The organism is Yimella sp. RIT 621 (assembly GCF_004146205.1).
GTDB classification, from domain to species: domain Bacteria; phylum Actinomycetota; class Actinomycetes; order Actinomycetales; family Dermatophilaceae; genus Yimella; species Yimella lutea.
The window spans coordinates 50297-76893 of sequence record NZ_SEIP01000008.1; the positions used below are offsets into that span (position 1 = coordinate 50297).

Consider the following 26597-nt stretch of genomic DNA (forward strand, 5'->3'; position numbering starts at 1 on the left):
TATGTCTGGTGTCAGAGCTTCCCGCTGTAGATGCCGTCTGCGCGGTCGAAGCGGTCCATCGAGTTGACGGTCAGGGTGAAGTCCTGGCCGGGCGTGTAGCCATAGGCGACGTTGTACGTGAGCGACTTGCCGGGCAGGATCTTCGCCGTCGGCAGTTCGATGCCCTTGGCGGAGTCGAAGACCTTGTCGGTCTGCTGATCGCCGGAGGTCGCACTCTCGTTTAAGTTGAACGACTCGTACACCTTGTCGGTACCGTTCTTGATGACCACGGTCAGCTTCACGAACTTCTTGAACTTGCTGTCCGTAACCGCGTATTCCGACGGGGTGAACGGCACGGGCTTCGACACCGTCACCGCGAGCTTGTCGTCCCAGGTGAACGTCGAGCCGAACGGCTTCGTAAGTGACGATCCGTCCGACGCAGCCGAGGTCTCACTGGACTCGGACGCGGCCGGCGACTCCGAACTTGACGCCGACCCGTCGGTGCTCGACGACTCGGCCGACGAGGATTCGGATGTCTGGGTCTCAGCAAAACTGCTGGTCGACGAGGACGACGACACGTTGGTCGTCGAGTTGCAGCCCGCGAGAAGGGGCACAGCAATAAGAGCAGCAACGATGCTGAGGCGCTTCATGTTTTCCTCCCTTGGTAGGGCCCATCCCTTGTGCCCCCAGCGGAGACTAGCTCCTTGATCGCTCAACAAGTGATGTCGTGCCCGACTTGTGATCTTGGTCGGCCGCGAGCCAGGTTTCGCGGCCGGCGCCGTCAGCGCTTGGCCGTGTAGACGGCGTCCGGGCGGTCCTTGCCCAGGAATTCAACTGACAGTATGTGGCTGGGCCACAGAAGGGCTCGCTGGCGTCACAGATCTCGGCTACCTCGTTGCCTGTAAACGCAATCTGGCCAACAGCAGATCGAGCCCGGCCGCGAACTGGTCGCGATCCTCGTGCTCCGCGAACTCCTCGAGGATGTGGTGCATGAACGGGAACTCGACCGGGTCGAGCGCCCGCCACGGAGCGACGGCGTGCTCGAAGTACTCCTCCCGGCTCATCGTGCCGTCGAGCACCTCCTGCGGGGGTTGCTGCCCGATGTCGGCGGCGCTGCCGACAACGAACCCGAGCACCGCCGGCACCGCGAGGAAGCTCTGCATGGGAGTGAGCTCGAGCCGCAGCACCTGTTCGCCGAAACGTTCGTAGGGCTGCAGGCTGTTGGGCTGGCTGATCGTGTTGCGCATGAAGTAGTCGGGCAGCCACGGGCGCGCGGCGATGGCGTCGAACGCGACGAGCGCCATCGTGCACAGGTTGTCGATCGGGTCCGCGTTGCCGATGAACTCCTCGGTCTGCTCGAGGCCGCGGTGATCCTCAGCGGCGTCGTCGCGATCCTGCCCGCCGTCGCCCGCCCCGCCACCGATGCAGCGCCGGGCCTCGATGCGCACCTCGTGCTGGTACTGCACCTGCTGCACGACTGGACCTTCCTGGTCGGCCCCGGTCTGCTGAATCCGATCAACGCCGCGCTGCTCGCCACACTGCTGCTGCGCCGTCGGTTGGTGCCACGCATCGTGCCGTGGCTCGGCCTCGGCGGCGCGGTGGTGGTCGCTGCGATGAACCTCGCCGTCATGTTGGGCTCACCAAGCCTGTGCTTGTGCTCGCGGTGCCGCTGTTCGCCTGGGAAATCGCTTTGGCCGCAACGCTTTTCGTTCGCGGTCTCAAGCCACCGGAGCAAGCGCGCCCTGTCGACCATGCGGTTCCAGTGGCGGCGTGAACGTCGGTGCAGGTCAGCGCGTGTCGACCCGCACGCTGCTCATCACGGCAGCACTCCTGGTGGCGGCCGTCGCGTTCCTTCCGTGGCCGCTGGCCCAGCGGATCACCGACTCACCATGGTCGGGGCCTGGCGACCTTGCCCACGTGGTGGCGGACGCCTTCGTGATCGCCAACGTCCAGGGCGCCTTCGCCCCGCTGTCGTCGGTCTTGTCGTTCCTGCCGCAGGTGTCGGGCACCGAGGTCGCGGTCGCAGCACGCGCCGTGCGGCTCGATGTCTCGGCAGCGAGCCTCGCCCCCTCGACCAGTGCCCTGGTGTGCGACTTCGCGGTCTACCACGCCGTGCTCGCCGTCGCTGCAACCTGCCTCGTGATCGCCCCCTGGTGATGGCCGCGCAGCTCTGGGCGATCTCGGCACCGATGGGACTCCGACAGTCGTGACCGACGAGCCGGCGGGCGGATTCGGGCGCACTGTGCAACCTGGGTCACACTGCGCGTGCAAGGGACATAGGCTCGGAGATGTTCGAATCCGAAGAACAGGGAGGGCCCTCGTGGTCAGGCAACTGAAGAACTTCATCGACGGAAAGTTCGTCGAGGCGCAGACCGACCGGACGCAGGACATCGTCAACCCGGTCGACGCCCAGCTGGTCGCCAAGGCGCCGATCTCGGGCGAAGCCGACGTCGACGCCGCGTACGAGTCGGCGAGCAAGGCGTTCGCGGGGGAGTGGGGCGAGACGACTCCGAGCGAACGGCAGCAGGCATTGCTCAAGTTCGCCGACGCCATCGAGAAGCGTGCGGACGAGTTCGTGAAGCTCGAAGCCGAGAACACCGGCAAGCCCTACGCGCTGACGACCTCCGAAGAGATCCCGCCGATGGTCGACCAGCTGCGCTTCTTCGCCGGCGCTGCACGGGTGCTCGAAGGTCGCGCGTCGGCTGAGTACATGAAGGGTCACACCAGCTGGATCCGCCGGGAACCGATCGGTGTCGTCGGCCAGGTGACGCCCTGGAACTACCCGATGATGATGGCGATGTGGAAGATCGCCCCGGCGCTCGCCGCAGGCAACACCGTCGTCCTCAAACCGAGTGACACCACACCCGAGACCACCCTTTTGCTGGCCGAGGTCGCGTCCGAGTTCCTCCCCGCCGGCACCTTCAACGTGGTCACCGGTGACCGGAACACCGGACGCTTGATCGTCGAACACGAGATCCCGCAGTTGGTCGCGATCACCGGATCGGTTCGTGCCGGTATGCAGGTCGCCGAGTCGGCGTCCAAGGACCTCAAGCGTGTTCACCTCGAACTCGGCGGAAAGGCGCCGGTCATCGTGTTCGACGACGCCGACATCGAGGCTGCGGTCGAAGGTATCGCGACCGCCGGTTACTTCAACGCCGGACAGGACTGCACCGCGGCAACCCGTGTGCTCGCGTCCCCGAAGATCCACAACGACTTCGTCGCGGCGCTCGCCGACTACGCCCGGAGCAACGCCAAGGTCGGTCTGCCCGACGACGAGGACGCTTTGTTCGGCCCGGTCAACAGTGCCGGCCACCTGGAGAAGATCACCGGCATGTTGTCCCGTCTGCCGGGCCACGCCAGCGTCGCCACCGGTGGTAACCGTGTCTCTTCGCTCGGTGAGGGCTTCTTCCTCGAGCCGACGGTCGTATCCGGTCTGAGGCAGGACGACGAGGTCGTGCAGGACGAGATCTTCGGCCCGGTCATCACCGTCCAGCAGTTCGACGACGAGGCCGAGGCCATCGCCTGGGCGAACGGCGTGAAGTACGGGCTGGCGTCGTCGGTCTGGACCAAGGACTTCGGACGCGCGATGCGGGTCAGCAAGGCGCTCGACTTCGGCTGCGTGTGGATCAACACTCACATTCCGTTGGTCGCCGAGATGCCGCACGGCGGCTTCAAGCACTCCGGCTACGGCAAGGACCTGTCGATGTACGGGTTCGAGGACTACACCCGCGTCAAGCACGTGATGGCCAACCTCGATTCCTAGGCCAACCGAGCCCCATTACTTGCCACCGAACCCATTGCGCATGCGTAGTGGGTTCGGTGCATTTCAGTAGGTGCGGTGGATGTCGCGCGATGGCGATGCCGGACTGCGCTCGACAGCCCTCATCCGTCCGGTCACGACAACACCCTGGATGTAATCCGGCTCACTTCGGCGCAATACTGGATCCCATGAGTGAATCGACAGTTTCCCAGGTCAGGAACCAACTCTTCATCGGTGGCGAGTGGCGCGACGCCGAAGGTGGACGAACGCTTGACGTGCACAACCCCGCCACCGAAGAAGTGCTTGCGAAGGTGGCGGACGCGTCCGTCGCAGATGGTGAGGCAGCGCTTGCGGCCGCCGCTGCGGCACAGTCCGATTGGGCCAAGACCGCGCCGCGTGATCGTAGTGAGATGCTGCGCAGGGCGTACGACCTGTTGGTCGAGCGCACCGACTACTTCGCCGAGCTGATGACGCTCGAAACGGGAAAGCCGCTCGCCGAGGCGAAGGGCGAGGTTGCGTACGGCTCGGAGTTCTTCCGCTGGTTCGCTGAAGAGGCCGTGCGGATCTCCGGGCGTTGGTCGACCGCGCCCAACGGCGCGACCCGCCTGGTGACGATGAAGCAGCCGGTCGGACCCTCGCTGATGATCACGCCGTGGAACTTCCCGCTCGCGATGGGCACTCGCAAGATCGGTCCGGCACTCGCGGCGGGTTGCACGATGGTGATCAAACCCGCGTCCGAGACACCGCTGACGATGCTCGCGCTCGCGCAATTGATGCAGGAGGTCGGCGTGCCCGCCGGCGTCATCAATGTCATCACCACGTCCGACTCCGGCGGTGTGATGGAACCCCTGATCCGCGATTCGCGCGCCCGCAAGCTCACCTTTACCGGTTCCACGAACGTGGGACGCAAGCTGGTCGAACAGTCCGCCGAGCAGCTGCTGCGCGTCTCGATGGAGCTCGGTGGCAACGCCCCGTTCATCGTGTTCGAGGACGCCGACATCGACAAGGCCGTCGAGGGCGCGATGCTGGCCAAGATGCGCAACATCGGTGAGGCCTGCACCGCGGCCAACCGGTTCTTCGTGCACGAGTCGGTGGCGACGGAGTTCAGTGAGAAGTTCGCGGCCAAGATGGACGCGATGACCGTCGGCAACGGCATGGACGACGGCGTCACCGTGGGTCCGCTCATCACCGCGAAAGCCGTTGCGGGAGTTCAGGAACTGCTCGATGACGCCACGTCGCGCGGCGCCAAGGTGGTCACCGGTGGCAAGCCCGCCGAGGGCAAGGGCCACTTCTTCACGCCGACAGTGCTGACCGACGTGCCGGGCGACGCCCGGATGACGGCCGAGGAGATCTTCGGTCCGGTCGCCGGTATCCAGACCTTCACCGACGAAGACGACGTCGTCCGCCGCGCCAACGAGACAGAGTTCGGACTCGTCGCCTACTTCTTCACCCAGGACTTCTCCCGAGCGATCCGCATGAGTGAGGCGCTCGAATACGGGATGGTCGGGGTCAACCAGGGCATCGTGTCCAACCCAGCCGCGCCCTTCGGCGGCGTCAAGGCGTCCGGTTTCGGTCGTGAGGGCGGCTTCGAAGGCATCGACGAGTACCTAGAGACCAAGTACGTCGGCCTGGCTCTGTGAGCCTGCGCTCGATCGTGCGTGGGATCGGGCGAGATTCTCGCTCGCGGGTCGCCGTCGCGGCCGCCGGCTTGGTGGCGGGCCTGCATTTGGTCTCGCAACTGGTCGTGCCCGACAGTTTGGTCAGCGACATCACCCAGGTGCTGCTGATGCCTGCGCTGGCCGCAGTGCTGCTCACCAGCACGACCGACCGGGGATCGTTGGTTCGTGGTGTGACCGTCGCGCTCTTCTTCGCCTGGCTCGGTGACACGCTGCCGCGGTTCGTGGACGGTGACCCTGCCTTCCTCTGCCTCGTCGCAGCCTTTCTGGTGGCCCAGGGCGCCTACATCCGCGCGTTCTGGCCGCATCGGGATGACGCGCCGCCGTGGCGGCGGTGCTGGCCGCGTCTGCCGTACCTGGCTGCGTTCGCCGTGCTCGTCGTGTGGTGCGCCCCCGGTGCCGGCGTGATGCTTGCTCCGGTGATCGTCTACGGGCTGGCGCTCGCGGTGATGGCGATGCTCTCGACCGGACTCGGCGCTCACGCGGGCATCGGTGGTGCGATCTTCATGCTGTCCGATTCGCTCATCGCGCTGGACGCGTTCGCTGACGTCGACCTGCTCCACCGCAGCTTCTGGGTGATGCTCACCTACTTCGCTGCGCAGGCGCTGATCGTCGCCGCCGTGATCGATCGTTCCGACCGTCCGAGTGCGCCCCTGGGGATAACCGAAACGCGTCAGGCGTAATCGTCCTAGCCTCCCTCTCGTCGACGGACGAAAGGGATGTTCATGAAGTACTCGGTCGATCCGCTTGACCTGCAAGCGAGTTCACGTCAGTTGCGACAGGCCACCAACCAGGTGCTGCAGGTGCCACTGCGGTGTGCGCAACGCGTTGGTCGCGGTCGACGGTGCCTGTGGGGACGAAGGATGCTCCAGCCTTTCGTTCAACCTCGCCACGAAATGGGAACTGGCACTGGGGATGCTCGTCGACGGTGGCGGCTGCCTCGCTGACAGCCTCGCGACGGCGGGTGGTGCGTACAGCCGCAACGAAGCACTCGTCCTCGCTGCGATGCGATCGGTGCAGTGATGCGGCGTCCGATCGAGGGTGATCCCGGCGTTCTGCGCAAGGCGGCAACCGCATTGACCGGGCGGGCGGACGAACTGAGCGTGCAACGAGGCAGTCAGCGCAACGCGGTGCACGCCGGGCTGGCGAACTGGAACGGGAGTGGGTCCATGTCGTTCGCGGGTACGTTCGTGACCTACGGCAAGGACGTCGATCGAGCGGTTGCTGCGCTGCGTATCGTCGCGGGTGTGGTGCGTACGTATGCCGGCACCCTCGACCGCCATCAGGCCGAGGACAGGGAACTGCGTCGGAAGATTGTCGCCGCGGAGTTCGACGTGCGGGTGTTGCGGTCCGAGATTCGGGTTGCCACGGATCCGTTGAGCACGGCCCAAGCACAGAAGGAACTGACGAAGGCGCAGGGCGCCGTCGGTGATCTCACGCGACAGCACGACGATCTGTGGCTGAGGCATCGCCGTGCTGTGTCGACCTTCCGTACCGGGCTCGAACGCGCTGACCCGCCGGAAGCGTTGTGGCACTTGGGTGCTCGCCGCGTCGGTCTGGCGAAGGCGTCCATCGCGGCACTCACAAAAGGCCGTGCCGCCGTCACCGTCATCCACCTCGAACGCAAGCCGACCCTCACGCCGAACCAGACCGCCGCGCACACGAAAGCCACCCAGAAACTGCAGAAGGGTTTCATCACCGGCAACCTCGACCGGGTGCCGGGTGGTGGAAGAGTGGTACGACTGCTCGGGCCGCTGGCTCCGGTCGTCGGGATCCTCGACGCTGCGCGACCGGGCATCAAGGACGTGAAGACCGGTGGTGGCTACACCGGGTGGCGCGACGCCGGTACCCGCCTGGCGGGATTGGCACAGATCGGCGGCGTCATCGCGATGCGTACCTCTGCTCGGCTGCCCGGTGCCATCGCGATCGGGACGTGGGTGGTGTGGAAGGGCGCGAATGCCAGTTACGACAACGAGGATTGGCTCACCAAGGGGCTTCCACCCATTCTGCTCAAGCAGGTCGAGCAGGACGTTCCTGCCGCCATGCTGATCAAATACCTGGCGACCAGGTCACCGCACCCCGATGCGGCGAGGCGTCGCCCGCCCGCCCCGTTGCGTCCTGCGCCGCCGCCCATGGGTCCGCCCGCTCCGCCACCTGCCGGGTTCCGCGGTCTGAAGTGGTATCCGCCGCCCCCAGCCGAGGTAGGCGTGCCGCGATGACCGAGTCACCCCCGCCGCGGTTGACCGACGAGGAGCTCGTGCTGCTCGGCGGCGACCATCACGTCGTCGCACTTCCGTTCCTCGACGTACTGGAGCCCGACGCCCGGTCGGTCGCGATGACCGTCGCTCAGCGTGCCCTCTTCGCTCACGGGGCGATGGCAGAGGACGGGTCCATCGGCGTCCCGGAGCAGATCCTCGACCTGCTGCGCTGCAGACGAGAGGCGGACGCGTCGCTCGTCCTGATCGCATCCGACCTGCGTCGTGACCTGTGGGCTGCTCGCTACCTGCATTGCTGCGACGGCTTCTTCGTGGTCGAGGATGTCAGCGCGGACGGCGTGCATGAGTTCGGGCTCGCTGCTCCCGCCGCGGTGGACGACGTTGTGCGGGACTGGATCATCCCGCTCGAACCGCTTGCCGCACAAGGGAATCCGATGCGCTTGGTCGACGCGGCCGAACCGTGGGGGGACTGCCAGTTCCGTCTCGACGCAACCCTTCACCTGCGTGGTGGGCCCCGCGGACGTCTCATCGGTGTGCTCGGCGGCACCCGTGGCAGTTGGCTCACCGATGTGGCACCGCAGCAGCCGGGGGAGGTGGAACTCGAACCCGTCGACCTCGACTGCATCGTGCACCGCATCGTGACGCTTCTGCCGACCGTCGGCGACGATGCTTGCGCGGGGCCGGCAGGTCCAGGCGGCACAATGACCGCGTGACTTCTCCTCGCACCGTGGCCTTGCTCGGTTCCACCGGTTCGATCGGCACCCAGGCGTGCCGGATCGTCCGCGACAACCCCGACCGGTTCCGCATCGTCGCGCTCAGTGCCGGCGGATCGGATCTCGACCTCATCGCGAAGCAGGCGGCGGAGTTCGAGGTGCCGCTGGTGGGTGTGGCTCGCCAGGGAACCGACCTGGACGAGCGCATCATCGCGGCCTGTCGGGCGATGGGTAAGCAGCCCGGGGCGACGCAGGTGCTGCAGGGTGACCAGGCGGCGTCCATCGTTGCCGGTTGCGGCGCCGACGTGGTCGTCAACGGCATCACCGGCTCGATCGGTCTCGTCCCGACCATCGCTGCGCTGCAAGCGAATTCGACCCTGGCGCTCGCCAACAAGGAATCGCTCATCGTCGGGGGCCCGGTGGTGAAATCCCTAGCCAAGCCCGAGCAGATCGTCCCCGTCGACAGCGAACACTCGGCGATCGCGCAGTCGCTGCTGGCCGGACGGCGCGACGAGGTGCGCAAGCTCGTCGTCACCGCCAGTGGCGGGCCGTTCCGTGGCATGAGCCGCGAGCAACTGCAGGACGTCACGCCGGAGCAAGCCCTCAAGCACCCGAACTTCGCGATGGGCAAGGTCGTCACCACCAACTCGGCGACGCTGGTCAACAAGGGGCTGGAGGTCATCGAGGCGCACCTGCTGTTCGACGTGCCGATCGACGACATCGACGTCGTGGTGCACCCGCAGCAGTACATCCACTCGATGGTGGAGTTCGTCGACGGTGCGGTCGTCGCACAGATCGGACTGCCGACCATGATGGTGCCCATCGCGCTCGGCATGGGATGGCCCGACCGTGTGGCCGACGTCGAGACCGCGATCGACTGGACGAAGGCCAGCACCTGGGAGTTCGCCCCGCTCGATGACGAGGCGTTCCCCGCGGTGCAACTGGCCCGCCAGGTCGGACGCGCGGGCTCGACCTACCCGGCCGTTTACAACGCAGCCAACGAGGAATGCGTCGAGGCCTTCCACGACCGCCGGATCAGCTTCACCGACATCGTCGACACTGTCGCCCGCGTCGTCGGGGAGCACGACGCACAGACCGAGCGCGAACTCAGCGTCGAGCAGGTGTTGGACGCCGAGACCTGGGCCCGCGCCCGTGCGAACGAACTCCTCGACCGACGACCGGCTTGAACTGTGCAAGCCACGGTTCGGCGTAACCCAGCTGTGCAAACCGCGCCAGTGGCGCCGCGGTTTGCACAGGCAGGGACTCACAAACCGCGGTTTGCGCAGTTGAGGCTCCACGTTCGCGACGGCGGTGCACATGAACGCGTGAGAGACTTCCGCGCGTGATGTTCCTGCTCGGCGTTCTGTTCATGATCCTCGGTGTCGGGGCGTCGATCGCCTTGCACGAGATCGGCCACCTCACCCCGGCCAAGAAGTTCGGGGTGAAGGTCACCCAGTACATGGTCGGCTTCGGTCCGACCATCTGGTCCAAGCGCAAGGGTGAGACCGAGTACGGCGTCAAGGCCATCCCGCTCGGCGGTTACATCCGGATGATCGGCATGTTCCCGCCGCGGCCCGAGGACGAAGTGCTCCCCGACGGCACCATCCGCGTCCGTGCATCGTCCACCGGACGCTTCAGCCAGCTGGTCGACGAGGCGCGCAACGCCGCGCACGAGGAAGTCTCGCCCGCCGACCAGCACCGCGTCTTCTACGACCTGCCGACGCACAAGAAGCTGATCATCATGTTCGGCGGACCGTTCATGAACCTGGTCATCGCTGCCGTACTGCTCACGATCGTCGCGTGCGGTATCGGCCTGCCGACGGAGAAGGCCGCCAAGATCTACACCGTTCAGCAGTGCCAGGACGCCGCGGTGAAAACCTGCGCGCCGGCCGAGCGAGCACCCGCGTCCGTCGCGGGACTGAAGGATGACGACGAACTGGTCTCCATCGGCGGACGCCGGATCACCGGTGGCACCGAGGCCATCAACACCATCCGCGCGCACGCCGGGAAGCCGGTCGAGATCGTGGTGCTGCGCGACGGTCGGCAACAGGCGATCACCGTCACTCCCGTCGCCCGGACGATGGACAAGATCGACGCCGACGGCGCTCCCGTCCTGGATTGGAAGGGTCAGCGCGAGCGGGCCGAGGTCGGCGTGATCGGCGCCTCCATCGGCGCGGCGAAGATCGTCGACGAACGACGTCCGCTGACCGCCGCGCCCGGCATCGTGTGGGACACCCTGGCCAAGACCGCGTCCATCTTCGTCAAGATCCCGCAGAAGATGGTCGGCGTGTTCTACGCCGCGTTCGGCAGCGGTGAACGCGACGTCAACGGACCGGTCTCCGTCGTGGGCGTCGGCCGCATCGCCGGCGAGGTGGCCGACATCCAGCAGATCACGCTGATGGACAAGTTCGCGATGCTGCTGATGATGCTCGCCGCGCTGAACATGGCGCTGTTCGTGTTCAACCTGGTGCCGCTGCTGCCGCTGGACGGCGGCCACATCGCCACGGCGCTGTGGGAGGCGATCAAGCGCCCGGTCCTGCGCGCCCGCGGAGTGAAGGGACGCATCTACGCCGACGCCGCGAAGGGCATGCCGGTCGCGTACGGCGTCTCGCTGGTGCTGATCGTGATGTTCGTGCTGCTCGCGTACGCCGACATCGTCAACCCGGTGAAACTCGGCAACTGAGGTTTTCGGTAACTACCGGCGCCTGGCGCGACCGAGGTTTCGGTTGATGGCGGAAGGAGACGCCGCTGTTGACAGTGACCTCGCCTCCGCTCATTATCAGTACACAATTTTTGACAACGGGTCGGGGAGTGAGCGATGCGGAGAAGGTTGGGTACGAGTCTAGTTGCGGTGGTGGTTGCAGTCTTGGGTCTGCTGGTTGGCGGGCCCTCGGCGTCCTACGCCTCCGGACCCTCGGTTCACGCGATCCAGTTGGTGGAGCAGGGACCTCAACCTCAGTGGCATCCGTGGGGCTACTACGCGTCGCAGTCGTCGTGTCTGAGCGCTGGAGCGGCCTACCAGGCGGACCCGAACATCATCTCGTACAAGTGTCTCAAGCTTACGAGCGGTGCGAACGCAGGAAAGTGGCAGCTGTGGTTGCAGGAGAAGGGGTAATCGTTACGGGGTGGCTTCTAGGGCCCCGCATCATCTCCTCGTCGCCTGCGGAAACGCGAGGTGAATCGTCAACCGTAATGATTCGCGACTCCCTTGTGGACTTGGCCGATGTCGGCAACGGTGCGGTGCGGCTCACCGGACACCTGGACGAGCAGGGGCTCTTTGTCGAGAGGGTTGACCATCCGGAGACGTCGGCATGGGACGCTCAACCGGGAAAAGGCACCGACTTAGATGTCGCTAGTGCGAGTGCGATGCAGGTGCCCACGGAAGCCGCGGAAGAGATAGAGAGCGTCGGAGTTTCGCCTGCCGAAGATGGATTTGTCGCCGTCGTCCAGTTGCGGCGTCCGGTGCCGGCCGTCGAGCGATGGGCGGCAGACCAGGGACCGACGAAGGTGCGGCTCTACGTGTTCATCCGCGAGTCGGCGGACGCCTGATACACGGATCGCCGGGCCGCGCGACACGCGGATTCGGTTCGTGACCAGCGCGGGTTGATAATGGGCGACATGACGTCTACCCCGATCTCGCTCGGCATGCCCTCCGCCCCGGCGCCGGTCCTCGCGCCGCGTCGCAAGACCCGGCAGATCAAGGTCGGGTCGGTCGGCGTGGGTTCCGATTCGCCGATCTCGGTGCAGTCGATGACCACGACGCCCACCACCGACATCAACGCGACCCTGCAGCAGATCGCCGAACTCACGGCCACCGGATGCGACATCGTCCGTGTTGCCTGCCCGAGCCAGGACGACGCCGACGCGCTGCCGGCGATCGCGAAGAAGTCGCAGATCCCGGTGATCGCCGACATCCACTTCCAACCGAAGTACGTCTTCGCCGCGATCGACGCCGGTTGTGCGGCGGTGCGCGTCAACCCGGGCAACATCCGCCAGTTCGACGACAAGGTCAAGGAGATCGCGGACGCGGCCAAGGCTGCGGGTGTCTCGATCCGCATCGGCGTCAACGCCGGCTCGCTCGACAAGCGCCTGTTGGAGAAGTACGGCAAGCCCACCCCGGAGGCACTGGTCGAATCGGCCGTCTGGGAGGCGTCGCTGTTCGAGGAGCACGACTTCCACGACTTCAAGATCTCGGTCAAGCACAACGACCCGGTCGTGATGGTGAAGGCCTACGAGATGCTCGCCGAACGGGGCGACTGGCCGCTGCACCTCGGCGTCACCGAGGCGGGCCCGGCCTTCCAGGGCACGATCAAGAGTTCGGTCGCTTTCGGTTCGCTGCTGTCCAAGGGCATCGGCGACACCATTCGCGTCTCGCTGTCCGCGCCGCCGGTCGAGGAGGTCAAGGTCGGCAACCAGATCCTGCAGAGCCTGAACCTCAAGCCGCGCAAGCTCGAGATCGTCTCCTGCCCGTCGTGTGGGCGTGCGCAGGTCGACGTCTACACGCTGGCGGACGAGGTCACCGCCGGCCTGGAGGGCCTGACCGTCCCGTTGCGCGTCGCCGTGATGGGTTGCGTCGTCAACGGCCCGGGTGAGGCTCGCGAGGCCGACCTCGGTGTCGCCTCCGGCAACGGCAAGGGTCAGATTTTCGTCAAGGGCGAGGTCATCAAGACCGTTCCGGAGAGCCAGATCGTGGAGACCCTCATCGAAGAAGCGATGCGGATCGCCGAGGAGATGGGCGAACCGATCGACGAGGACGGCGCGGGTGCGCCGACCGTCACGGTGGGCTGACGTACGCCCGACATCGAGAAGGCCGGTCGCTCTCGGGCGACCGGCCTTCGCGTGTCAGCGGGCGATGCGCCGAAGCTCACGAGTCAGCGCCCAACCGCCCAGCAACCCGACCGCGCCGCGACCAGCGGCATACACGACAACCGTCCTCGGAGTGTCTGCGGGCACCAGGTCGTTCGGCACGATGGTGACCACCGCCTGGAACAGGCCCCAGGCGAACAGGGCGCCCGTGCCGGTGAAGGCGGCGAGCACCGGCACCCAGGCCTTGACCTGGGCACGGCCGGTCGCCAGCACGAACAGGCCCGCGGCAGCAACGAACGAGAGCACGCCCTCGACGACGAACATTCGCGCCGCATCCAGGCCCACAGGTACCACCACAGCCAGACTCACAGCACCCATGGTCGCCGTCAGCGTGGCGACCCACGCGGTCGGACGATCGACGACCAGCGCCGCCGGAACTGTTCCTCGGCCTGGAGACAGTCAAGGCCTATGTGGCGTCCGCGCTGGCCGAACTCGGTGTGCGCGACCGGACGCAGGCGGTGGTGTTCGCCTACGAATCAGGTTTCGTCAGCCCGGGAGATCGTTGATTCGCTCCAGCCACGCTTCACCGGTGCCGTCGAAGGGCGGCCGGTGATCGCGGACCGCGCCGAAGACCTCGTCCGCCGTACGTCTGGTCGCGTCGACCAGCTCCGGTGGGTAGCTCAATGCGACTGTGTGCGCTTCGAATTCGTCCTCGTCGTCGATGAACACCTCACCGGTGAAACGCTCGATCACGTCCAGGTCGATGTCGGCGAGAGTCGCCCGGAAACCTTCGTCGGTGCGCGTCCAACTGACCGGCGTGGTGATATCGACGTAGGTGCGGGACCGCAGTTGTCCGGTCGGGTCGGGTGCGTTGTAGCAGGCGGCCCAGAGCGCCTGGTGGGGCAGGAGTCGCACCGTGTCGGTGCGTGCCGTGACGTCCACGCCAGGCCGTGCGAAGGGGGTGCCTGCGCGCATGCCCAACCAGGTCCCGATCTCGTCCACGCCGAGCAGAAAGTAGTGCTCCTGCCAGTGCTCACGACCGTCGTACTTACGGAAGTCGACGTGGACCGGCGTACCGACCGGCGTGTTGGCATCTGGCTGATCGGTCGTCATGCGCGCCACGGTATCGGCAAGGCAACATCGGCGTTCGCGCCCGTCGGCGGCGCCGGGCTGGCAGGCTGAGGGGGTGCTTCGTACGTTCCGGCCACCGGCCACGCTTCGGTCCGAGGACCTGGACGCCGCGCTGCGCCTGGCCGCGACCGATCCGGTGGCCAACGTGTTCGTCGCCGCGCGCCTGGCCTCGGGTGGGGAGTACGCGGCCCAGAACGTGATCGCCATGGGCGGCGGCGACGACCTGAGGTCGATGTGCTGGACGTCGGCCAACGTGGTGCCGATCAATCTCGACGAGGGCGAGCTGGACGCCTACGCCGGCAAACTGCGCCGCTACCGGCGACGCAGCAGTTCGGTCTTCGGGCTCGCGTCGCAGGTGCTGCCACTCTGGGACCGGCTCGAGAAACACTGGGGCACACCGCGTTCCGTGCGTGAGCAGCAGCCGCTGATGGCGCTGACCGCGGATGATCTCAACGTCGAGGTGGCCGCCGACCAGCGTGTCCGCCCGGCGACCATGGGCGAACTCGACCTGGTCGTTCCGGCTGCGGCGCACATGTTCACCAGCGAGATCGGTTACCCGCCGTTCTACGGCTCCGATCGCGAGTACCGACGGATGGTCGCCTCGCTGATCCGGCAAGGCCACACCTACGTGATCGTCGAGGGCAAACGCGTCGTCTTCAAGGCGGACGTCGGGTCGCTCGCGCTCGGCGTTGCGCAGATACAGGGTGTGTGGGTCACGCCCGAACTGCGCGGGCACGGCCTGGCCGCACCGGCAATGAAAGCCGTGGTGGAACAGGTACTCGGCGAGCACGCGCCGACGGCCTCGCTCTACGTGAACGACTTCAACACCTCAGCTGTCCGCACCTACGAACGCGTCGGCTTCCAGCATCGCGACACGTTCGCGACCGTCATCCTCTGACATGACTCGGACGCTCGGATGCCACGGCGAGTGACGCGTGACTGGGTGCTCCGGCGTCGGCTGGCCACTCAACGGCTGTCCGGCTCAGAGCTTCGAACCGGTTCGGACGCAGTGCGCCTGCTGGTCTGCGTGCAGGCCCAGGACGCTCCACTGACAGCGCACTCGCTGGCTATGCGGACGCGTTCGTCCACCTACGACGCCGTGCTGGACGAACAGCGCGCCGGAGGTTGGGTGCGTACGCACATCCTGCGACCGACCTGGCATTTCGTCGCACCCGAGGACCTGCGATGGATCCAGGCCCTCACCGGGCCGAAGGTCGAGTCGAGTCTCGCCGCTCGCCACCGTGGACTCGGCCTGGACACACGGCGCCTGAGCCGAGCTTCGGAAGCACTCAGCAACCTGCTGGCCGGAGGGAAGGCGCTGACCCGCAAGGAGATTCAGCGACACTTCGCACGGAATGGTCTACCGGCGTCCGGCGAACAGATCGGGCACCAACTGCTCGTCGCCGAGGTGCGTTCCGTCATCTGTTCGGGTCCGCCGCGTGGCACCGAACACACGTATCAACTGGTCGAGGACGTCGTCGCGCACGACAAGGAGCTCGATCCGGACGAAGCGGCCCGGCGCCTCGCACAACGGTTCTATGCCGGACACGGGCCCGCGTCCGAGCGGGACCTGCAGCGTTGGAGCGGTCTGACCCTCACGCAGATCAGGGCGGCCATCGTCGACCTCGGTGAGCGGTTGGCTGCGGTCGAATGCGAGGGGGAGACGCTCCACTTCGACCCGTCGGTCAGTGCTCGCGCCACGCGAGCTCAGGACGCCTACCTGTTGTCCACCTTCGACGAGGCGCAACTGACCTACCCCACAACGGGTTTCGTTCGGCGAGGTCCCGACGCGGACCGGACCAGGCAGGTGTCAGAAGCCGGCGGCGGGGTGGTGATCGCCGGACTCGACGATGTCGGCACCTTCAAGCGGAAGGTCGCGCCGAAACACGTGATCGTGTCGGTGACAGCCGATGTTCGGCTCTCATCGCAGGAGCGCACGGCCGTGCACGACGCAGCCGAGCGACTGGCAGCCTTCCACCAGCGCGAACTCGAACTGCAATGGTCCTGAAATTGTGGGGGACGCCGGCCGGTACTGTCGGCGAATGAGCGAACTGTCCCGTGGAGCCCGCAGTATCGCGATCGCCTTCACCGCCTCGGGTGTGACCCATCTGGTGCGGCCGCAGGTCTTCGAGCCGATCGTGCCGCGCTTCTTGGGCAACCCGAGGACGCTCGTGCATCTGTCCGGTGTCGCGGAACTCACGTGTGCCGCAGCACTTGTCGTGCCTCGCACCCGGGCAGTCGGAGCTGTCGCGTCTGCGGCGTTGCTGGCGGCGGTCTTTCCCGCCAACGTGAAGATGGCAGCCGATGCTGTATCTGCGGCTCGTCGTCGTCCGAGTCCTACCCGGAACGCGCTGGCTGCCGCGACGATCGCGCGCCTGCCGCTGCAGTGGCCGATGATCCGCTGGGTGTGGTCGGAGCGGCACTAGCGAAGCCGAACCCCTGGGCCACCGGGTGATTCGCCGCGCCGGGCAACGGAAGGCGGGCGATCACCGCGGATCGAAGCCACCATGTCGACCACGCGTCGGGTGGCTCGGACGTCGTGGGCGCGGAACACGGTCGCGCCGAGCCAGGTGGCGACTGCAGTCGCCGCGAGAGTTCCCTCCAAGCGGTCATCAGCGGGAAGATCGAGCGTCTCGCCCACGAAGTCCTTGCGCGAAAGCGCCTGCAGCACAGGGAAACCAAGGGCGACAATCTCAGCAGTGGCACGCAGCACGGCCAACGAATGGTGGGTGGTCTTGCCGAAATCGAGCGTCGGATCGATCAGCACCCGTTCAGGTGCGACGCCTTCGGCGACCGCGCGTTCGGCGCCTTCACGCAAGGTGCGGACGACCGAAGTGACCACGGCAGCGTCCTCCTGCTCCCGTGAGACACCTTCGTCGGCGTACCGGATCGCGACGGGATCGGTGCGCGGCGGGAGACCACCGGTGTGCGAGACCACGTAACCGGCACCGAGTTCGGCTGCGACGCAAACGAGTTCGGGATCGTGTCCGGCCCACGTATCGTTGATCAGATCGACGTTCCCCGCGGCGGCGCGTGCGACGGACGATCGCCAGGTGTCGAGCGAGAGGACGAGATCGGGGTGTCGTTCGCGGGCAGCGCGCAGGAACGGTACGACGCGCTCGATCTCCTCGGCGTCATCCACCCAATCGCCCTCCTGGCCGGCACGCACCCCGCCCACATCCACGATGTCTGCGCCGGCAGCGACGGCGGCGTCCAGGGCGTGCAGGGCTGACTCGAGTGAGGAGTGCCGGTTGCCCGACCAGAACGAGTCCGACGTGCGGTTGACGATCGCCATCACCGCCGGGCGGGACGCGTCGAAGGTGTGGCCGCGCAGGCGCAAGGGGGCGGGGGAGTGGGAAGTCATCGCCGGATCAACCTACCCGGACACAGCGAACGCCCACCCGAAGACCGAGTGGGCGTTCGCTGGCACCGCTTCAGCCGTCCAGCAAGGCCTGTTGACCGAACATCTCGGCCGCCTGGCGGGCGGTCGGGGTGCCGGCGTCGAGGTCGCTGCCGGCCTCGACGAGCAGACGCACGATCTCGCGCTCGCCCTTGAACAACGCGCCGGCCACGACCGACTGGTCACGTCCGTTGCGCAGGTTCGGGTCGGCGCCCGCCGTCAACAACCGGCGGACGGTGTCGGAGTGACCGTGGTACGCCGCGAGCATCAGCAGGGTGTTGCCGTCGCCGTCGACGACGTCGATCGGCAGGCCGTGGTCGACGAACTCCAGGAGTTCGTCACCGCGTCCGGCACGCGCCAGGTCGAGCGCGAGCGCAACGACGCGCTCGCGCTCTTCCGGCGTGAGTTCCCGCTGGCTCAGAGCAGGTCTCCGTCGAACTCCGGGCCGTACTCGAGGTCTTCGGTGCCGGCCTTCGGGGCCTCACCGGCGTTGAGCGCGTCGATCGCCGCACGCACGCCCGCGCCGTAGGCCTGGTCGGCCTTGGTGCAGTTGCCGATGTGGCGCTCGATGGTCTCGGCCGAGGCACCGCTGATCGCCCGGGCGGTGTTCTCGAACAGGCGCTGCTTCTGCGCGTCGGTGAAGCTGCGGAACAGCTGGCCCGGCTGGCTGAAGTAGTCGGCGTCGTCCTGGCGGAAGTCGAACCGGTCGGCGAGCGGGTCGATCTTCAGAGCCGGCTCGCGGAACTGCGGCTGCTCCTCCCACCGGCCGTAGCTGTTCGGGTTGATGCCCGGGGTCGGCTCGGCCGACAGGCGCATCGCACCGTCACGGTGGTAGGAGTTGACCTGCGGCGCACCCTTGGGGGAGTTGACCGGGATCTGGTGGTGGTTGACGCCGAGGCGGTAGCGCTGGGCGTCACCGTAGGAGAACAGACGTCCCTGCAGCATGCGGTCGGGCGAGAAGCCGATGCCGGGCACGACGTTGGCCGGGCTGAACGCGGCCTGCTCGACGTCGGTGTGGTAGTTCTCCGCGTTGCGGTTGAGCTCCCACTCGCCGACCTCGATCAGCGGGTAGTCGGCCTTCGGCCACACCTTGGTGAGGTCGAACGGGTGGTAGGGCACCTTCTCCGCGTCGGCCTCCGGCATGATCTGCACGAACAGCTTCCACTTGGGGAAGTCGCCCTGCTCGATCGCCTCGAACAGGTCGCGCTGGCTCGATTCGCGGTCGGCCGCGACGATCTCACCGGCGGCGGCGTCGGTGAGGTTCTTCAGGCCCTGCTGGCTGCGGTGGTGGAACTTCACCCAGAAGCGCTCACCCTCCTTGTTGTAGAAGGAGTAGGTGTGGCTGCCGAAGCCGTTCATGTGGCGGTAGCCGTCGGGGATGCCGCGGTCGGACATCACGATCGTCACCTGGTGCAGCGCCTCGGGCAGGTTGGTCCAGAAGTCCCAGTTGTTCTCGGCGTTGCGCATGTTGGTCTTCGGGTCGCGCTTGACCGCGTGGTTGAGGTCGGGGAACTTCAGCGCGTCGCGGAAGAAGAACACCGGGGTGTTGTTGCCGACGAGGTCCCAGTTGCCCTGGTCGGTGTAGAACTTCAGCGCGAAGCCGCGGATGTCGCGCTCGGCGTCGGCCGCGCCGCGCTCGCCGGCGACGGTCGAGAAACGGGCGAACATCTCGGTCTTCTTGCCGACCTCGGCGAAGATGCTCGCGCCGGTGTACTTGGTGATGTCGTTGGTCACGGTGAAGGTGCCGTAGGCGCCCGAACCCTTGGCGTGCATACGACGCTCCGGGATGACCTCACGGTCGAAGTGGGCGAGCTTCTCCAGGAACCACACGTCCTGCAGCAGCATCGGGCCGCGGGCGCCCGCGGTGAGGCTGTTCTGGTTCTCCCACACCGGTGCACCGGCGACGGTGGTCAACGGCTTGGTGTTACCGGCGTCCTGCCGGGGTCCTTCGACGGTCATTCCATCTCTCCTTCGTTGCGCAATCTTGTTGCGTCGGTGGATAGCTCGAACGGATCAGGGGTCAAGCGACTTGCACTCGGGGCACAGACCCCAATAGGTCACCTCGGTCTCGTCGATGGCGAAACCGTGGTCGTCAGGGGCGTCCATGCACGGGCGGATGCCGGTGCCGCACTCGACGTCGGTGATCGTGCCGCAGCGGCGGCAGACCAGGTGGTGGTGGTTGTCGTGTGCCTGCAACTCGTAACGCGCACTCGATCCGGCCGGCTCGAACCGGCGGATGAGTGACGCGCTCTCCAGCGCGTGCAGGACGTCGTAGACGGCCTGTGTTGAGACCGTCCCGATCGCCGCGCGCACCTGTTGTGCGACGGCGTCCGCGCTGGCGTGCGGATGGTCGCGCAGCACCTCGAGCACGGCCACCCGCGGACGGGTGACGCGCAACTGCGCATCGCGCAGCAGCTCGGTCGGGGTGGTCATGACTCGAACCTTTCAAGTTTTCTGGAATGAGTCAAGAATAAGTCCCGAGGCGTGGACGGCGCGGCGGGCAAATTACCCTTTCGAAGGGTGAGCACCGATGTCTTCCAGCGCAACCCGATCAACCAGCCGCGCCCGCTCGTCGGGCACAACGCCGTCCGAGGCGATGCCGGTCTCGTCGCCGCGGTGCGCGCCCAGGCGGGCGATCACGCCGACGCGCTACTCGATTCGCTCGACGAACTCGGCCTCGAGGCGGGGTCGGCCGAAACCCGCGAGCACGGGATGCTCGCCAACGAGCACCCGCCCGCGCTGCGCCCGGTCGACCGGTTCGGCACCCGCATCGACGAGGTGGAGTTCCACCCCAGTTGGCACCACATGATGAGTCGCGGCATCGCCCACGGTCTCGGCGCGACGCCGTGGGTGAGCGACGAGCCGCTGCCGCACCTGCGCCGCGCGGCCGGCTACATCGCCTGGACCCCGCTCGAGCCGGGCCACGGGTGCCCGATCACGATGACGTACGCCTCGGTGCCGGCGCTGCGCTCCGACGACGCGCTGGCCAAGGAATGGACCGACCTCCTGGCGTCGACCAGCTACGACTTCGGGCTGCGCGAACCGCACACCAAGCGCGGCCTGCTCGCCGGCATGGGCATGACCGAGAAGCAGGGCGGGTCCGACGTGCGCACCAACGTGACACGCGCCGACCGCCAGGACGACGGGTCGTACCGGCTCACCGGGCACAAGTGGTTCACCTCGGCGCCGATGAACGATCTCTTCCTCGTGCTCGCACAGGCGCCCGACGGACTCAGCTGCTTCGTGTTGCCGCGGGTGTGCCCGGACGGTTCGCTCAACGACGTGCGCATCGTGCGGCTCAAGGACAAGCTCGGCAACCGGTCGAACGCGTCCAGCGAGTTGGAGTTCCACGGCGCGTACGCCCAGCGCCTGGGGGACGAAGGCAAGGGCGTCCGGACGATCCTCGAGATGGTCGCGGCGACACGGCTCGACTGCGTGCTCGGTTCCGCGGCGTTGATGCGACGGGCGGTCGCGGAGGCGAGTTGGCACGTCTCCCAGCGGGCTGCCTTCGGAGCCACCCTCATCGACCAGCCGGCGATGACCAACGTGATCGCCGATCTCGCGCTGGAGTCGGAGGCCGCGACGCACCTGGCCCTGCGTCTGGCGCGCGCCGTCGAGCAGCCGCACGACGAGCACGAGATCGCGCTACGTCGCATGGCGCTACCGCTGGCGAAGTTCTGGGTCTGCAAGCGCACGCCGACCGTCACCGTCGAGGCGATGGAGTGCCTGGGCGGCAACGGCTACGCCGAAGAGTCGGGCATGCCGCTGCTGGTGCGGGAGTCGCCGCTGAACTCCATCTGGGAAGGCAGCGGCAACGTCAACGCACTGGATCTGCTGCGTGTGCTCGCGAAATCGCCGGAAGCGGTCGAGGCATGGCGTCGCGAAATGGCTTGTGCGGCAGGGGAGTACGAGGTGCTCGATCGCGCCGTCGACAGCGCGCTTTCTGATCTGCAGGTCGCGTCGTGCGATCTGGTCACCGCTCAGGGCCGTGCCCGTTCGCTCACCGCCCGGCTCGCCGTGCTCCTGCAGGCATCCCTCCTGGTGCAGCACTCCACCGGCGAGGTGGCGGACGCCTTCGTCGCCAGCCGCGTCGCGGGGGAGTGGGACGGCGTGTACGGCACCCTGCCAGCGTCCGCCGACGTCCGCTCGATCGCGCGACGACCCCTTCCCGCCTGACCGATACTACGGATTCGGCAGGGGCGGGGGGACGGATAGGCTGGTGGACGGCCCGAGAGCCACCACGAACAACACCCACGAACATCTGGAGATCCGCCCGTGGCACTGCGCATGTCGACCTTGTTCCTGCGAACCCTGCGCGAGGACCCGGCCGACGCCGAACTGCCGGGCCACAAGCTGCTGGTGCGCGCCGGCTACATCCGCCGCGCGGCCCCCGGCATCTACACCTGGCTGCCGCTGGGTCTGAAGGTGCGCGCCAAGGTCGAGGCGATCATCCGCGAGGAGATGGACGCGATCGGTGCCCAGGAGGTGCAGTTCCCCGCGCTCCTGCCGCGCGAGCCTTACGAGGCGTCGAACCGCTGGTCCGAGTACGGCCCGAACCTGTTCCGCCTGAAGGACCGGCGCGACAACGACATGCTGCTGGGGCCGACGCACGAGGAGATGTTCTGCCTCACGGTCAAGGACATGTACTCCTCGTACAAGGACCTGCCGCTGTCGCTCTACCAGATCCAGAACAAGTACCGCGACGAAGCGCGTCCGCGGGCGGGCATCCTGCGTGGTCGTGAATTCATCATGAAGGACTCCTACTCCTTCGACATCAACGAAGCGGGCCTGCAGAAGTCCTACGACGCGCACCGCGACGCGTATACCAAGATTTTCAACCGGCTCGGCTTCGAGTACGTCATCGTGCAGGCCGACGCCGGCGCGATGGGTGGCTCGGCGTCCGAGGAGTTCCTTGCGGTCAGCGACCTGGGTGAGGACACCTTCGTCCGGGACGACGCCGGCTACGCCGCGAACGTCGAGGCGGTCGAGGTGCCGCAGGCCCCGGCCGTCGAGATCACCGCCGGTCCGGCCCACGTCGAGAACACCCCCGACACCCCGACCATCGAGACGCTCGTCGCCGCGCTCAACGCGAACCACCCCCGCGAGGACGGCCGGTCCTGGACCGCCGCTGACACCCTCAAGAACGTGCTGGTCATGCTCGCCCACCCGGACGGCACCCGCGAGCCGTTGGCTGTCGGGTTGCCCGGTGACCGTGAGGTCGACCCGAAGCGGCTGGAGACCAAGGTCGCCCCGGCCGAGATCGAGCCCTTCGAGGAGAGCGACTTCAAGCGCTACCCGATGCTGGCGAAGGGCTACATCGGTCCCGGCGTGCTCGGTGAGGAGAAGGCGAGCGGGATCCGTTACCTGCTCGACCCGAGCGTCGCCGAGGGTTCGGCGTGGGTGACCGGCGCCGACGAGCACGGCAAGCACGTGCTCGACCTGGTGTACGGCCGCGACTTCACCGCCGACGGCACTGTGCAGGCGGCTCAGCTGCGAGAAGGTGACCTCGGCCCGAACGGGCGTGCCCTCACCCTGGCCCGCGGCGTCGAGATGGGTCACATCTTCCAGTTGGGCACCAAGTACGCCGAGGCCCTCGGGCTGAAGGTGCTGGACGAGAACGGCAAGTTGGTCACCGTGACGATGGGGTCGTACGGGGTGGGTGTCACTCGCGCGGTCGGAATGATCGCCGAGGACAACTTGGACGACATCGGTCTGGTCTGGCCCCGCGAGGTCGCCCCGGCCGACGTCCATGTCGTTGCCACGGGCAAGGACGATGCCGTCTTCCTCAAGGCCGCCGAGATCGTGAACGAACTCGAAGCCCAGGGTCTGGACGTGCTGTACGACGATCGCCTCAAGGTGTCGCCCGGTGTGAAGTTCAAGGACGCCGAACTCATCGGTGTGCCGACGATCCTGGTCCTGGGCAAGGGCTTGGCCGACGGAACGGTCGAACTCAAGGACCGTCGCAGTGGCGAGCGACGTGACGTGCCGGTCGAGGGCGCGGTCACCGAGGTGCTGCGCGAGGTCAAGGGCGAGGTCGCGGGGGCGTGATCCGCGCCGTCATCTTCGACTGGGGCGGCACGCTCACCCCGTGGCACGGCGACATCGACTACGAACGTGAGTGGCTCGGCTACGCGCAGGCGTGGGGTGTGCCGAACCCGCACGAGATGGTCGGACGCATCGTCACCGCCGGACAGGCAGCGTGGGCGCGTGCCCGTGAGCAACATACGAGCGCGAGCGTCGAGAGCATCCTGCGGGACGCCGGCGTCGACCCCACCGACGCTCGGCACGAGGCCGGACTCGCCGCGCACCTGGCATTCTGGGACGAGCACACCTACACCGACCCGTTGGTGCGTCCGATGTGGGAACGTCTGCGCGACATGGACATTCGCATCGGCGTGCTGTCGAACACCATCTGGTCGCGCGAGCACCACCGCGGCATCTTCGAACGCGACGGCGTGCTCGACCTGATCGACGGTGACGTCTACTCCTCCGAGATCCCGTGGGCCAAACCGCATCCGGACGCCTTCCGGGCAGCTGCGGACGCCGTAGGTGTCGCTCCCGAACACTGCGCGTACGTCGGTGACCGACCCTTCGAGGACGTGCACGGCAGCAAGCAGGTCGGGATGAAGGCGATCCTGGTGCCGCACAGCGATATCCCGAGGGAGCAGCAGGTGCCGGTCGAGGTCGAGCCGGACGCCGTCGTCCAGACCATCGACGAGGTCGCCGACCACGTCGAGCGGTGGCGTTGATGGACGACATCTCCACCACTGTCTTCATCCTGCTGGTCGTTGCAGCCCTCGCGGCCGGGTGGATCGACTCGGTCGTCGGCGGGGGAGGGCTCGTGCAACTGCCCGCGCTGCTGATCGCCTTCCCGCACGCTGCGCCGGTGCACCTGCTCGCCACCAACAAGATGGCCTCCATCGCCGGCACGACCGTCAGCAGTGTCACCTACTGGCGACGGGTCAGACCCGATCCGAAAACGGCTCTGGCACTGGCGATTCCTGCGTTCGCCGGATCGTTGATCGGTGCGCTCATCGCCTCGCACCTGCCGCGCAGTTCGTTCAACCCGATCATCCTGATCGCGCTCGTCGCAGTGATGATCTACACCGTGGCCAAGCCGGCGTTGGGTCAGACGACGATGCTTCGGCACACCGGCCGCAAGCACACCGTGCTCGCTGCCGGTGCCGGGTTCACGATCGGCATGTACGACGGAGCGCTCGGACCGGGCACCGGCTCGTTCCTGGTGTTCGCGTTGGTCGGTCTCCTGGGATACGCCTTCCTGGAGGCGTCGGCGAAGGCGAAGATCGCCAACTTCGCCACGAACCTCGCCTCTCTGGTGATCTTCATCCCGCAGGGTGCCGGGTTCTGGAAGCTGGGCCTGGCGATGGCCGCCGCCAACATGACCGGTGGCTACCTCGGTGCGCGGACGGCAGTCGCGAAAGGCGCGACGTTCGTCCGGTTGGTGTTCGTCGTCGTCGTGAGTGCGTTCATCCTCCGGATCGGCTACGACGTGCTGCGTCAGTTCGATCTGGTCTGAGCGGGCTCAGGAGCCGGTTCGCGCAGGATCTCGCCGAGTACCACGACGATCGCGAGCGCGAACGTGATCACGTGAACAGCGGTGCACCACAGGCAGATCGCACCGATCCACATGAACTCGGCCCAGATCAGATAACCCACCATCAGCACGCCGACGGCCAGCGCGGCCAACCGCGTCAGGTCGGCGGCACGCGGAGCACGACGCCAGACCTGCGGTAGGCACAACACGACCATCGCGACGAAGAAAAGCAGCCCCAGCAGTGACACCGGCAGGCCGAACAGCGACGACCACTTGCTCGTGGTGACCGTCTGGCAGTTGACCGTCGAGGATTCGGCGCAGAACAACGAATCAGAGCCGGTGTAGTGCTCGTAGGTCAGGTACGCCGAGATCACCAACCCGAGCACGCTGAGTGCGAACGAGGTGGTCGGTACCCAACCGGGCACCGACCCCCGCGTCGCGCGGACGTCGGTCACTTCACCTCGAGCTTCGCTGCGGCCGCCTTCACTCCCGCGGAGTTGCAGACGTTCGCCGGCTGCTGCCCGGTGAGAGTGCAGATCTGCGCCGAGTAGACATTGGCCGCGCCGACGGCTCCCTTGGAGATCGCGCTGTTCGGGTCGGCCATCTGCTCGGCGATCTCCGTATTGGTCATGCCCGGCAGGCTGCGTCCGTCCCAGGTCGCGCCCTGCGTGGTCGACTTGCCGCCGATCAGAACGAACGGGATGGATCCCCGGTCGTTGTACTTGCTCACCAGGGTCGAGTCGGCGTCCGACATCGTCTGCAGCGGTTCGCCCATCCGGTCCTTGGTCTCCCACCCCTTGAACGCGATGTACTTACTGGTGTAGGTCGCGTCCTTGAAGGTGACGGTCTGGATGTTCGACATCGCACCCTCGTTCGGGCTGGACACAGCGCCGGCCAGACCGTCCCAGGTGCCGAAGCGCGACAGGGCCGACACCAGCGACCACCGCTCGACCGCACAGAACGGGCAGAACTCGGCACCGACGTACAGGACGCGTGGCTTGTCCCCGACCTTGTCCTGCGGGCCGTCGGTCGCACTCGGGACGCCGGTCGCCGCGCCGAACCCGACCTTGTCGTGGGTGGCAGCCGGAATGGTGGTGAGCGTCTTGATGAACTGGGAGTTGCGGGCCTGCTGCTCGGCGGACTCGCTCTCCTTCTTCTTGTTGCCCTGCGACACGAACCACAAGATCGCCACGCCCAGCACCGCAATGGTCACGACACCGGCCACCAGGGCGAGCATCCTGCGTTGCTTGGCCTGCCTGGCTTCAAGTTCCTTGACCTCAGCGAGCCGCTCACGGCCGGTCTTGCCGGGGGTCGAGGGAATGCTCACGGTGTTCCTTCCGACGTGCGTTCGCTCGGGCGGA

Annotated in this window: 28 protein-coding genes and 1 pseudogene; 19 read left to right on the top strand and 10 right to left on the bottom strand. The window is 66.9% G+C overall.

Annotated features, from left to right (window positions below; all coding sequences use genetic code 11):
- Positions 1-11: 11 nt before the first annotated feature.
- Together EU513_RS16125 and EU513_RS09045 are read right to left on the bottom strand one after the other, a co-directional pair.
- Positions 12-629: a hypothetical protein gene (locus EU513_RS16125; RefSeq protein ID WP_129625577.1), complete on the bottom strand. Its 618-nt coding sequence runs from the start codon at positions 627-629 to the stop codon at positions 12-14.
- A 237-nt stretch (positions 630-866) separates the two neighbouring features.
- Positions 867-1445 (bottom strand): TetR/AcrR family transcriptional regulator C-terminal domain-containing protein, encoded by a 579-nt coding sequence (locus EU513_RS09045; RefSeq protein ID WP_370447354.1) that lies wholly within the window; start codon positions 1443-1445, stop codon positions 867-869.
- On the opposite strand from EU513_RS09045, the pseudogene EU513_RS16665 reads away from it, so the two are divergent.
- From EU513_RS16665 to ispG, 12 genes and pseudogenes are all read left to right on the top strand, one after another.
- Positions 1347-1553: pseudogene (locus tag EU513_RS16665) on the top strand (DUF4386 family protein); the annotation flags it as partial. The gene EU513_RS09045 and the pseudogene EU513_RS16665 sit on opposite strands and share 99 nt — an antisense overlap.
- A 196-nt stretch (positions 1554-1749) precedes the next feature.
- On the top strand, positions 1750-2136 hold the full coding sequence (locus EU513_RS16365) for a hypothetical protein (RefSeq protein ID WP_240795990.1): 387 nt from the start codon (positions 1750-1752) through the stop codon (positions 2134-2136).
- Between the two features lie 163 nt (positions 2137-2299).
- Positions 2300-3742 carry a gamma-aminobutyraldehyde dehydrogenase gene (locus tag EU513_RS09055; protein ID WP_205744724.1) on the top strand — a complete coding sequence of 481 codons (1443 nt, stop codon included), beginning with the start codon at positions 2300-2302 and terminating at the stop codon, positions 3740-3742.
- Between the two features lie 185 nt (positions 3743-3927).
- Positions 3928-5379 (top strand): NAD-dependent succinate-semialdehyde dehydrogenase, encoded by a 1452-nt coding sequence (locus EU513_RS09060; RefSeq protein WP_129625578.1) that lies wholly within the window; start codon positions 3928-3930, stop codon positions 5377-5379.
- On the top strand, positions 5376-6098 hold the full coding sequence (locus EU513_RS09065; protein ID WP_205744725.1) for a lysoplasmalogenase: 723 nt from the start codon (positions 5376-5378) through the stop codon (positions 6096-6098). Before EU513_RS09060 ends, EU513_RS09065 begins: the two co-directional genes overlap by 4 nt.
- A 133-nt stretch (positions 6099-6231) precedes the next feature.
- Positions 6232-6438, top strand: a complete 207-nt coding sequence (locus EU513_RS09070; RefSeq protein WP_129625579.1) for a hypothetical protein — start codon at positions 6232-6234, stop codon at positions 6436-6438.
- Positions 6438-7634 carry a WXG100 family type VII secretion target gene (locus EU513_RS09075; RefSeq protein WP_129625580.1) on the top strand — a complete coding sequence of 399 codons (1197 nt, stop codon included), beginning with the start codon at positions 6438-6440 and terminating at the stop codon, positions 7632-7634. The genes EU513_RS09070 and EU513_RS09075 overlap by 1 nt, the downstream gene beginning before the upstream one ends.
- On the top strand, positions 7631-8344 hold the full coding sequence (locus EU513_RS09080; protein WP_129625581.1) for a hypothetical protein: 714 nt from the start codon (positions 7631-7633) through the stop codon (positions 8342-8344). The genes EU513_RS09075 and EU513_RS09080 overlap by 4 nt, the downstream gene beginning before the upstream one ends.
- Entirely contained in the window at positions 8341-9531 is a 1191-nt protein-coding gene (gene dxr, locus EU513_RS09085; protein WP_129625582.1) for a 1-deoxy-D-xylulose-5-phosphate reductoisomerase, read from the top strand. The genes EU513_RS09080 and dxr overlap by 4 nt, the downstream gene beginning before the upstream one ends.
- Before the next feature lie 158 nt (positions 9532-9689).
- Complete coding sequence (locus EU513_RS09090) at positions 9690-11027, top strand: RIP metalloprotease (RefSeq protein WP_129625690.1); 1338 nt, start codon at positions 9690-9692, stop codon at positions 11025-11027.
- 509 nt (positions 11028-11536) lie between these two features.
- Positions 11537-11893, top strand: a complete 357-nt coding sequence (locus EU513_RS09095; protein ID WP_136622858.1) for a hypothetical protein — start codon at positions 11537-11539, stop codon at positions 11891-11893.
- A 96-nt stretch (positions 11894-11989) separates the two neighbouring features.
- The gene (gene ispG / locus EU513_RS09100) at positions 11990-13132 is read left to right on the top strand and encodes a flavodoxin-dependent (E)-4-hydroxy-3-methylbut-2-enyl-diphosphate synthase (protein ID WP_205744737.1); all 1143 of its coding nucleotides are present in this window, start codon (positions 11990-11992) and stop codon (positions 13130-13132) included.
- 54 nt (positions 13133-13186) lie between these two features.
- Here ispG and EU513_RS09105 read toward each other — a convergent pair whose 3' ends face one another.
- A complete protein-coding gene (locus tag EU513_RS09105; RefSeq protein ID WP_129625585.1) occupies positions 13187-13519 on the bottom strand; it encodes a hypothetical protein in 333 nt (110 codons plus the stop codon).
- Between the two features lie 177 nt (positions 13520-13696).
- A complete protein-coding gene (locus EU513_RS09115) occupies positions 13697-14263 on the bottom strand; it encodes a DUF402 domain-containing protein (RefSeq protein WP_129625586.1) in 567 nt (188 codons plus the stop codon).
- Between the two features lie 73 nt (positions 14264-14336).
- On the opposite strand from EU513_RS09115, the gene EU513_RS09120 reads away from it, so the two are divergent.
- From EU513_RS09120 to EU513_RS09130, 3 genes are read left to right on the top strand one after another with little or no spacing between them, the layout of a single operon-like run.
- Positions 14337-15179 carry a DUF4081 domain-containing GNAT family N-acetyltransferase gene (locus EU513_RS09120; protein WP_240795991.1) on the top strand — a complete coding sequence of 281 codons (843 nt, stop codon included), beginning with the start codon at positions 14337-14339 and terminating at the stop codon, positions 15177-15179.
- Positions 15180-15197: 18 nt separating this feature from the next.
- Entirely contained in the window at positions 15198-16289 is a 1092-nt protein-coding gene (locus EU513_RS09125) for a winged helix DNA-binding domain-containing protein (RefSeq protein ID WP_129625588.1), read from the top strand.
- A 34-nt stretch (positions 16290-16323) separates the two neighbouring features.
- Positions 16324-16707 (top strand): DoxX family protein, encoded by a 384-nt coding sequence (locus EU513_RS09130; RefSeq protein ID WP_129625589.1) that lies wholly within the window; start codon positions 16324-16326, stop codon positions 16705-16707.
- On the opposite strand, the gene folP is transcribed toward EU513_RS09130, so the two are convergent.
- The 4 genes from folP to EU513_RS09150 form a co-directional block, all read right to left on the bottom strand.
- Complete coding sequence (gene folP / locus EU513_RS09135; RefSeq protein ID WP_129625590.1) at positions 16704-17645, bottom strand: dihydropteroate synthase; 942 nt, start codon at positions 17643-17645, stop codon at positions 16704-16706. The two genes, EU513_RS09130 and folP, sit on opposite strands and share 4 nt — an antisense overlap.
- A 70-nt stretch (positions 17646-17715) precedes the next feature.
- On the bottom strand, positions 17716-18102 hold the full coding sequence (locus EU513_RS09140) for an ankyrin repeat domain-containing protein (RefSeq protein WP_129625591.1): 387 nt from the start codon (positions 18100-18102) through the stop codon (positions 17716-17718).
- Positions 18099-19640: a catalase gene (locus EU513_RS09145; protein WP_129625592.1), complete on the bottom strand. Its 1542-nt coding sequence runs from the start codon at positions 19638-19640 to the stop codon at positions 18099-18101. Before EU513_RS09145 ends, EU513_RS09140 begins: the two co-directional genes overlap by 4 nt.
- Before the next feature lie 54 nt (positions 19641-19694).
- Entirely contained in the window at positions 19695-20114 is a 420-nt protein-coding gene (locus EU513_RS09150) for a Fur family transcriptional regulator (RefSeq protein ID WP_129625593.1), read from the bottom strand.
- Positions 20115-20201: 87 nt separating this feature from the next.
- On the opposite strand from EU513_RS09150, the gene EU513_RS09155 reads away from it, so the two are divergent.
- The 4 genes from EU513_RS09155 (at position 20202) to EU513_RS09170 (ending at position 25218) form a co-directional block, all read left to right on the top strand.
- On the top strand, positions 20202-21857 hold the full coding sequence (locus EU513_RS09155) for an acyl-CoA dehydrogenase family protein (RefSeq protein WP_129625594.1): 1656 nt from the start codon (positions 20202-20204) through the stop codon (positions 21855-21857).
- Between the two features lie 99 nt (positions 21858-21956).
- Entirely contained in the window at positions 21957-23729 is a 1773-nt protein-coding gene (locus EU513_RS09160) for a proline--tRNA ligase (protein WP_205744726.1), read from the top strand.
- Positions 23726-24430 (top strand): HAD family hydrolase, encoded by a 705-nt coding sequence (locus EU513_RS09165; RefSeq protein ID WP_129625595.1) that lies wholly within the window; start codon positions 23726-23728, stop codon positions 24428-24430. Before EU513_RS09160 ends, EU513_RS09165 begins: the two co-directional genes overlap by 4 nt.
- Positions 24430-25218, top strand: coding sequence for a TSUP family transporter (locus EU513_RS09170; protein WP_129625596.1), 789 nt, complete (start codon positions 24430-24432; stop codon positions 25216-25218). Before EU513_RS09165 ends, EU513_RS09170 begins: the two co-directional genes overlap by 1 nt.
- Here the strand turns inward: EU513_RS09170 and EU513_RS09175 are convergent.
- Together EU513_RS09175 and EU513_RS09180 are read right to left on the bottom strand one after the other, a co-directional pair.
- Positions 25200-25691, bottom strand: a complete 492-nt coding sequence (locus tag EU513_RS09175) for a vitamin K epoxide reductase family protein (protein WP_129625597.1) — start codon at positions 25689-25691, stop codon at positions 25200-25202. The genes EU513_RS09170 and EU513_RS09175 overlap by 19 nt on opposite strands.
- A complete protein-coding gene (locus EU513_RS09180; protein WP_129625598.1) occupies positions 25688-26563 on the bottom strand; it encodes a DUF929 family protein in 876 nt (291 codons plus the stop codon). Before EU513_RS09180 ends, EU513_RS09175 begins: the two co-directional genes overlap by 4 nt.
- Between the last annotated feature and the right edge of the window lie 34 nt (positions 26564-26597).